The following is a 7,717-nucleotide window of genomic DNA, read 5'->3' as shown; positions in this document are numbered from 1 at the left end:
TTCAGCGCCTGTGCGAGGAAGAAGGCATCCACTACCACTTCGAGCACGACCGCCAGGGCCATGTGCTGGTCTTCGGCGACGACCAGACGGTGTTTCCGACGCTCGCGCCGGTGGCCTACCAACAGGATTCCGGGCTGGTGGCCGACGAGCCGGTGGTCAAGCGCTTCGGCCTGCGCATGGAAACCCGCACCAGCCGCGTCAGCCGCCGCGACTACGATTTCGAGCAACCGCGTCTGCAACTGGAGAGTACCGTCTCCGGTGAGCTCGTCCCGGACCTGGAAGACTACGACTACCCTGGGCGCTTCGTCGATCGGGCCCGTGGCAGGCACCTGGCGCAACGCGCTCTGGAGCGCCACCGTCACGACTACCAGCAGGCCGAGGGCAGCAGCGACCAGCCGTGCTTGCTCAGCGGCCATTTCCTCGAACTGACCGACCATCCGCGTGCCGACTGGAACCAGCTCTGGCTACTGAGCGAAATCCACCACCAGGGCCGCCAGCCGCAGGTGCTGGAAGAGTCGGCGACCAGCGATACCCAGCCAGACGACGGCTTCCAGCAGAGCTACCGCAACCGCTTCCTCGCCACACCCTGGGACATCCCCTACCGCCCGGCCCTGAAACACCCGAAATCGAAAATCCTCGGCAGCCAGACCGCCGTGGTCACCGGCCCGGCCGGCGAGGAAATCCACTGCGACCCGCACGGCCGCGTGAAGGTCCAATTCCACTGGGATCGCGAAGGCACACGCGACGACAAGAGCAGCTGCTGGCTGCGCGTCTCCAGCAGCTGGGCCGGCGACCGCTACGGCGGCGTCGCCATCCCGCGGGTGGGCATGGAAGTGCTGGTCACCTTCCTCGAAGGCGACCCCGACCAGCCACTGGTCACCGGCTGCCTCTACCACGCCGAGCACGTCGCGCCCTATGAGCTGCCGGCGCACAAGACCCGATCGGTGTTCAAGACCCTCAGCTCGCCGGGCGGCGATGGCTACAACGAACTGCGCATCGAGGACCGCAAAGGCGCCGAGCAGATCTACGTTCACGCCCAGCGCGACTGGGATGAGAACATCGAGCACGACCAGAAGATTCGCGTTGGCCACGAACGCCACGACCGCGTCGAGGCCAACGCCTACAGCGAATTCCAGGCCGAGGAACACCGCACCACCCACGGCGACCGTAAAACGGAAGTCAGGGCCAGCGACCACCTGACGGTGGGCCGCGACCAGCACATCCGGATCGGCAACGGGCAGTTCGTCGAGGCGGGCCAGGAAATCCACCTCTCCAGCGGCCTGAAAGTGGTGCTCGAAGCCGGCAGCGAACTCACCTTCAAGGCCGCCGGCAGCTTCGTCAAGCTCGACGCCGGCGGCATCACCCTCAGCGGCCCCGTCATCAAGGCCAATTCGGGCGGCAGCCCAGGCAAGGGCTCGGGGGCGAGGCCGATCCTGCCGGGGCAGGTGAGCCCGGCTGATGCGGACAGGCCGGGCGTTCCGCTGGAAGCGCTGCTCAAGCAGAACCTGCTGTTTCGCAGTACCCGCGCGGGTGTGTGCGAAGTCTGCGAGGCGGCCAGGGCCTTGCCGGAGGACGATGCATGAACGCACACCCTGCCACTGGCAACGGCGCCCTTCTGCTGGACGGCGCCCGCCATGAAAATGCCACGGCCTGGCTCTATCAGCGCTTTCCCACTCATCAACCCTGGCCGTTGCTGCTGGGCACGGACTATGAGCCATCGCCGATGCGGGCCCCATCCTGCTGGACGCCCCGCAGGGTAGTCCGGTCTACGAGGCGTGGCGGCACGGCAGCGATATCGAGGATGGCGTCTGGCTGCAAAGCGATGCCGCGCTGGACGATCTTCAATGCATCCTGCAGCGCCGCCTACGCATCTTCACGCCGGAGCGGGGCGAACTCTGGTTGCGCCTGGGCGATGCCTGTCCGCTGTACCGTGCCTGGCAGAGCGGGGCGCAGTGGCCGGAAGGTTTCTGGCATGGCGTCCAGGGCGTCTGGCTTCGCGATGGGACCGGCATTTTCTGCGCCTGGCATAATGACCGGCCGCAGCAGGACGGGGCGCCGGACGATCTGGCATCGCCGCCCAACTGACGCTCGACTGGCCCCTGCTGCAGGCATTGGCCAATCAGGACGATATCGCACAGGACGCGAAACCATGACTGCCCAGGCTCCCCGTTCCTCTCGCTTGACGCCCGCCGCCTGCCCCTTGCTCAGTGCCGTGCTGCCGCTGCGCTATGCACTCGGCCCGACCCTGGCGGTGGATACCAGCGCCCATGAGCTGCCGCCGCTGCGAGGGGAATTTCCCGCCATCGGCGATTATTTCGAGCCCTTGCGCGGCCGCCCGCTGAACTACACCGCGCGCCTGCTGCGCGATGGCTGGCTGTATGTCTGGCAGAGTGGGCTGCAACGGCTGGTCGAATACCGCGTCGTCCAGTCCGTGCTGACGCAGACCCCGCGTGGCGGCAAGGTCATCGACGGGCGCAGCCTGGCCTATCTGCTGCTGCCTGCTGGCGAACCGGCCATGCTGGTCTGGTCGCCAAGCCAGTGGAGCGATGCGCAGTTCGCTGCCGCCAGGGCCGGCACGGAGATTCGCCAGCGGGTGATGCGCACCATCACTCCGGGCGCGACGCCTTTCAGCGGCCAGGCCCGCGGCATCCACGAACGGATCGGCGACTATATGGATGCCGACTGGTATGGCTGGAGCTGCGAGCCTTCCGCTGCCCATCGCCCCGCCTGGCCGGGCCTGCTGGACGACATGCGGCGCTGCGAGCAACAGGCCTATGCCTGATCGACGATCCCTGGGGCGTGTTGCTGGACCTGGCCGAACTGATCCGCGCCCGCCAGCAGGCCTTCAAGGTCACCCGGGAGATCCGCGGCGAGGATTGGGCCATGGCCGGTGTACTCAAGTCCCTGGGCGAGAACGATCCGCAGGTCGGTGGGCAACTGCGCGATATCACCGACTACCGGAAGCTGCACGCCACCTGGCAGGAACAGACGCGGGAGGAAGACGACCACGCTGCCGACATCCGCCGCCTCGGCGAACTCTGGGCGGCCTGGTTCGACACCCTGGCGCAACTCGGTCCCGCCAGCCTGGACACCGCCTGCGGTCACTTCGACATCGAACGTCCCGCGGCCCGCAGTGAACTGGAATTGCACTTCGCGGCGGCCTGCCTCGGCCCGGCGGCCACTGGTCCGGGCGCCAAGGCCATCGCCGACGCGCTGGCGCTCCAGCAGCGCTCCGGCAAACCCTGGCTGGTCTGGTCGCTGCTGGGCCTGGGCAAGCGCCTGGGTATCGGCGAAATCAACGCCCTTACCGGATTGGCCGACGGCGCCCGGGAAAATGGCGCCAACCTGCTCGACGAAGCCCGCAAGCTGGCGGAGCTGCTCAACCAGGCCGCGGAGAAACTGGCCCGGCATGTCCAGGGCTCGGCGCTGGAAGCCCTGTTCACCGCCCTGGCCCCCATTGCCGGGCTGGGCCTGCAACGCGCCGATGACGGCACCAAGGCCGCCGGACGCCTGTACCTGGCGGCCTCGCTGGCGCGCAGCCAGCAACGCCTGGCCGTCGAGGCCGTCAGCCAGCGGCAACTGGGCGAATGGATGAGCGACCTGATGGGCACGCGCCCCAGGCTACCCGCTCATATCAAACCCACACAGCTGAGTGCTGCTATCAGCGACGCCCTGCCATTCTTCCGCCTGCTACCAGCCAAGGACCTGCCTGCCCTGGCCGGACATCTGGCGGCGGACGTCAACCTCAGGGGAATGCTCGACCTTGGCAAGGGCGCGCTGGAAAAGGCGCCGCTCAAGTGCTTGGTGGCGTTGGTGGCGGGGGTGAATTTTGCTTGGGGTGGTTTTCAGTTTTACCGAGAAAGAAACGCCAAAAGTTTATTGAGCGCTCTGGGCGGCGCTTTCGGCGTTTCTTCTGCTCTATTTGCTACCCTGCAGAAAGTCGCAGAAGTTGATTGGAAGACCTCAGTAGAAATCAGTGGCGCGCTGTCCATCAGCTCGCAAAAAACGCTAGAACGTGCATTGGTTCGTGGTGCGGCTACCGCTGGGCTGCAATCGATTACCTCGGGCTTCGATGCGCTGGTCTTCGGAATCGAGGCATTGGAGGCCTATCAAACTGGTGATCTGGACACCGCCACCATCAATGCCGGGTTGACCCTCGCTTCTACCACCAATCTGGCCCTCTATGTACAAGGTTTTCGCGCCATGCGTGCCGCCCGCGCGGCAGTAATGGCTGGCGAAGCCTCCGCGATTGCCCGGGGCATCAGCGTGGCGCCGCACCTGGCTGCCCGCGCGCTGGGCGTCACCATCCTGATCGTCGGTGGGGTGATCGCCCGGCAATATACCCAGGACACTCCACTGGAAGCCTGGGTCAAGCACACCCGCTTCGGCATCCGACCCGCCGATTGGGCCGACAGCTACGAGCGATCGATGACCGAGTTCTACAAGCTCCTCTTTCCCATCGTCTTCCAGGCCTATCGCCTCAACGAACTGAACCCCTATCGCGGCATGCAGACCATCACCTACGTACTGCTGCGCCTGCCGGGCAAGGACGCCCTGACCGACGATATGATCCACTTCAAGGGCCACGAGACCTGGGGCAGCTTCCTTGGCCTCGGTGGCAGGCGCAAGGCCGTGGAATGGACTGGTAAGGACTTCGATCGCCATGACGGCACCCGGGTACGGGGCGAGCCTGGTGTGGCGGTCTATCGCCGCGTCTACCACGAGGAGCACGGCAGCGAACTGGATGCCATCCACGGCGAGCTTAGTTACTCCCCCATCGAGGGTTTGACCTGCCTCCCATTGAAATCAAGGAACTCGCATGGCTGTAAGCGATTTGATTCAGCAAGCCCGCGCTCGCTTTGGCAAGAACTCCAGCGTGGTGCTGCTTCCCGACCAGTCCACCGGGGAAAAACCTTGGGAGATGTTCGTCACCGACGAACATACCGAGCACTATCTGACCCTAAAGGCCGGGGGAGATACGGGTAGAGGAATGTTGACTGGAATGATGGGAGGAATTGGTGGTTTAACAATGCTTTTTTTCTCTCTTTTATTTGCATTACAAGGGGACATCAAGGACGCGATATTTACGCTCTCATTTACTGCCGCTTTAGTTTTGCCGGCCTTCCTCTGGGAAACTCGCCGCCCACTCCCCCTGCCCATCCTGTTCAACCGCCGCACTCGCGAAGTCTATTTCGATCACAACGGTGAGTTGTTCCATACCCCCTGGGATGGTATCCAGGCGCTGGCCGGCGAGTTCATCATGGTCGGTCCGCATACCGGCGGCATGCGCAATGCTTCCCTGGAAATCCTGGTGCGACGCTTGGGCGAGCCGGACAACGCCCTGCTGGTGAGCCTGGGCCTGCCCATGGGCAAGACCCTGCAGATGCAGAAGGGCTTCTGGGAGTGGCTGCGCGCCTATATGGACAACGGCCCCTGGTTCGACGAGAACGGCCAGCGCAGCGAATCCGATGTCTTCGTCAGGGAAATGCTTTCCGCCCATATGAAACCCACGGACTTTCTCCCTTGGGTCAAACAGAAAATTGCCGAGAAGAAAGCCGCCCATGGCGGCAAAAATTACCTGGACTGGACCGATGCCTTTTCCTTGTTTGGAGAGACCTTGTTCTACCCGATGAACTGGCTGCAGGAGTTCACCTACAACATCGCCAAACGCCGCTCGCGCAACCGCTGGCCGCAGATCGTCACCGAGCGTTTGCAGCCCGACGGACCGATGACGCGGCTGATCGATCTGGAGCGAGAACGTGGGCTGGATGTGTGAATGCGTGGATAGGACTCTGCTGAAGCGGTTCGCGACGAAACGGTCCGGCCGTCCCACCCGGGGAACGGGCTTTTCGTAGGGTGCGCTTCGCGCACCGCCGGGCCTCGGAGGATGCGTGCGCGGAGCGCACCCTACGTCGGGCGGTGCCGGATTGCAGAAGCGGTTTGCTTCACGGCAATTTCGACGGACCTAAGGCAACTCCAGCCCGCCGCCGGCCTTGTGCAATGTGCGCAGGTGCGCGCCGATCTGCGTCAGGTTGGTCTCGATGGTCTCCAGCTCCTGCCGCCGCTCATCGCCCAGCAGTACGCGGACTTCCCGCTCCAGCTCTCCGCTGAGCTGGTTGAGCCGCAGCTGGCGTTGCGCGCTTTCGTGTTCCAGGCGCTGCCATTCGCTGGCCTGGGGCAGGCCGTAGCCCTGGCCGCCAAGCAGTTCGGCAGGGCGGCTCAGGTAGCCGCTGTTGGCGAGGAGCTCCTGCAGCGCGTCGTCGGCCTTGCTCAGCGTGACATCGCGGCCGCGGCCGCCGAGGTAGCGGTTCTTCAGCTCGTCCTGGGCCAGCAGCAATTGCCGGCGCAGGGCTGCCTGCTCGACCAGCAGCAGAGCGGCACTGGCACGCAGGTCGGCCTGTTCGATCCAGCGCCGACGCTCGGCGGCGGGCAGCTCCAGCCATTGCTCGACGCTGTCCTGCGGCAGGCCGAGGCGTTCCTTGAGCACGGCGAACATCGCCTGGTAGCGGTCGCGGTAGGAGTCGAAGCGATAGCCCAGGCGCAGCGCCTCGCGCGGGTCGTCGAGCACGCTGGCGTCGGCCAGGCCACGGTTGATCAGGACTTCCAGCAGGCCGCTGGGCAGGATGCTGTCCAGCGCCGCCAGCTCGGCGCGGGCGGTACCGCTGCGCAGCAGCTTGAGGCTTTCCACCGCGCAGTTGTTGGACAGGAAGTAATAGTTGCCGTCGTAGCTCCAGTGCAGTTCGGCGCTACGCTCGACCAGGGTACGGATCTCGTCGCGGTTCAGCTTCAGCGGCACCGAGGCCAGGCCGCGCAGTTCGACCTTGGTGTATTCATCGATCACCTGGCCCAGCGGCAGGACGAACAGCCGCGACGGGTAGACGCCGGTCAGGCCGTCCCAGCTGGACAGCTGCACGTCGTCGACGAAGGCGCGAAAGGACAGCACCAGGTGCTGGTCCAGATCGAGCCGGCAGTCCGGCCCGGGTTCGCGGCCCGGGGCGCAGATCACCAGGCGCAGCATGCTGTGGCCCCAGCGGCTGACCCAGGCCTCGTTGGCCTCGGCGAACAGGTAGTCGACCTCGTAGACCCGTGCGGGATCGAGCTGCAGCAGTGGCGTGCGACCGAAATCGCGGCCGGCATTGAGGATCGGCAGCCCGGGCGCACAGGCCGCGGTATCCGCCGGTTGCCAGCCGAAGTGTTCGCTGAAGTAGCGCTGCAGCGATGGCCGCCGGCAGGCGTAGCTGGGGTCGAGCAGGAAGTACTCCAGGTTCACCGCGACGAATTCCAACGGGCTGGTCAGCTCGTAGTTGTCCGGGCTGCGCGCCACCTGGGCGTTGTCGTGTTCGCGCTGGCCACGGCGGCCGACCCGTTGCGGCCAGCCGGCCAGGTCGAGCAGGCGCGGATCGTCGCTGAGGGTGAAGCGGCGCCGGGTCTGCCCGCGGCAATCGTCCGGCAGGCCGACCAGGCCGAGGCTGCCGGCGCGTTGGCGGCACTGGCCCTGCAGCAACTGCTGCGCGGGCGACCAGAGGCGGGCGCGGTCGTAGAGATGGACCAGCTCGTGGATGACGGTGGCGAGCAGTTCGCGGCGGAGCGTGCCATGCGGGCGGTCGGTGCGCTGGTGCGCGGCGGAACCGTCGGCGAGTGCCGGCAACAGGCGCCGGTTGAGCTCGATGAGGTCGCCGCCGGCGCGGCCATAGGCCTGTTGCGGCAGGCCGTCGCG

At 65.8% G+C, this 7,717-nt stretch carries 6 protein-coding genes; 5 read left to right on the top strand and 1 reads right to left on the bottom strand.

What is annotated here, in order from left to right:
• From tssI to BAY1663_RS21345, 5 genes are all read left to right on the top strand, one after another.
• A partial coding sequence (gene tssI, locus BAY1663_RS21360; protein ID WP_037044807.1) for a type VI secretion system tip protein TssI/VgrG occupies positions 1 to 1,583 on the top strand: 1,583 nt, incomplete at its 5' end.
• Between the two features lie 133 nt (positions 1,584 to 1,716).
• Positions 1,717 to 2,085, top strand: coding sequence for a DUF4123 domain-containing protein (locus BAY1663_RS26115; protein WP_371257646.1), 369 nt, complete (start codon positions 1,717 to 1,719; stop codon positions 2,083 to 2,085).
• Positions 2,086 to 2,149: 64 nt separating this feature from the next.
• The gene (locus tag BAY1663_RS25570; RefSeq protein WP_256206929.1) at positions 2,150 to 2,782 is read left to right on the top strand and encodes a toxin VasX; all 633 of its coding nucleotides are present in this window, start codon (positions 2,150 to 2,152) and stop codon (positions 2,780 to 2,782) included.
• A 17-nt stretch (positions 2,783 to 2,799) separates the two neighbouring features.
• A complete protein-coding gene (locus tag BAY1663_RS21350; protein ID WP_256206928.1) occupies positions 2,800 to 4,986 on the top strand; it encodes a hypothetical protein in 2,187 nt (728 codons plus the stop codon).
• Complete coding sequence (locus tag BAY1663_RS21345; protein ID WP_256206927.1) at positions 4,922 to 5,776, top strand: hypothetical protein; 855 nt, start codon at positions 4,922 to 4,924, stop codon at positions 5,774 to 5,776. Before BAY1663_RS21350 ends, BAY1663_RS21345 begins: the two co-directional genes overlap by 65 nt.
• A 189-nt stretch (positions 5,777 to 5,965) precedes the next feature.
• Here the strand turns inward: BAY1663_RS21345 and BAY1663_RS21340 are convergent.
• Positions 5,966 to 7,717, bottom strand: a 1,752-nt coding sequence (locus tag BAY1663_RS21340) for a DUF4105 domain-containing protein (RefSeq protein ID WP_037044799.1), incomplete at its 5' end; no start/stop codon positions are given.

Source organism: Pseudomonas sp. BAY1663, from assembly GCF_000582595.1.
Lineage (GTDB): Bacteria > Pseudomonadota > Gammaproteobacteria > Pseudomonadales > Pseudomonadaceae > Stutzerimonas > Stutzerimonas stutzeri_AF.
This window is presented reverse-complemented; position numbering and strand designations above follow the sequence as displayed.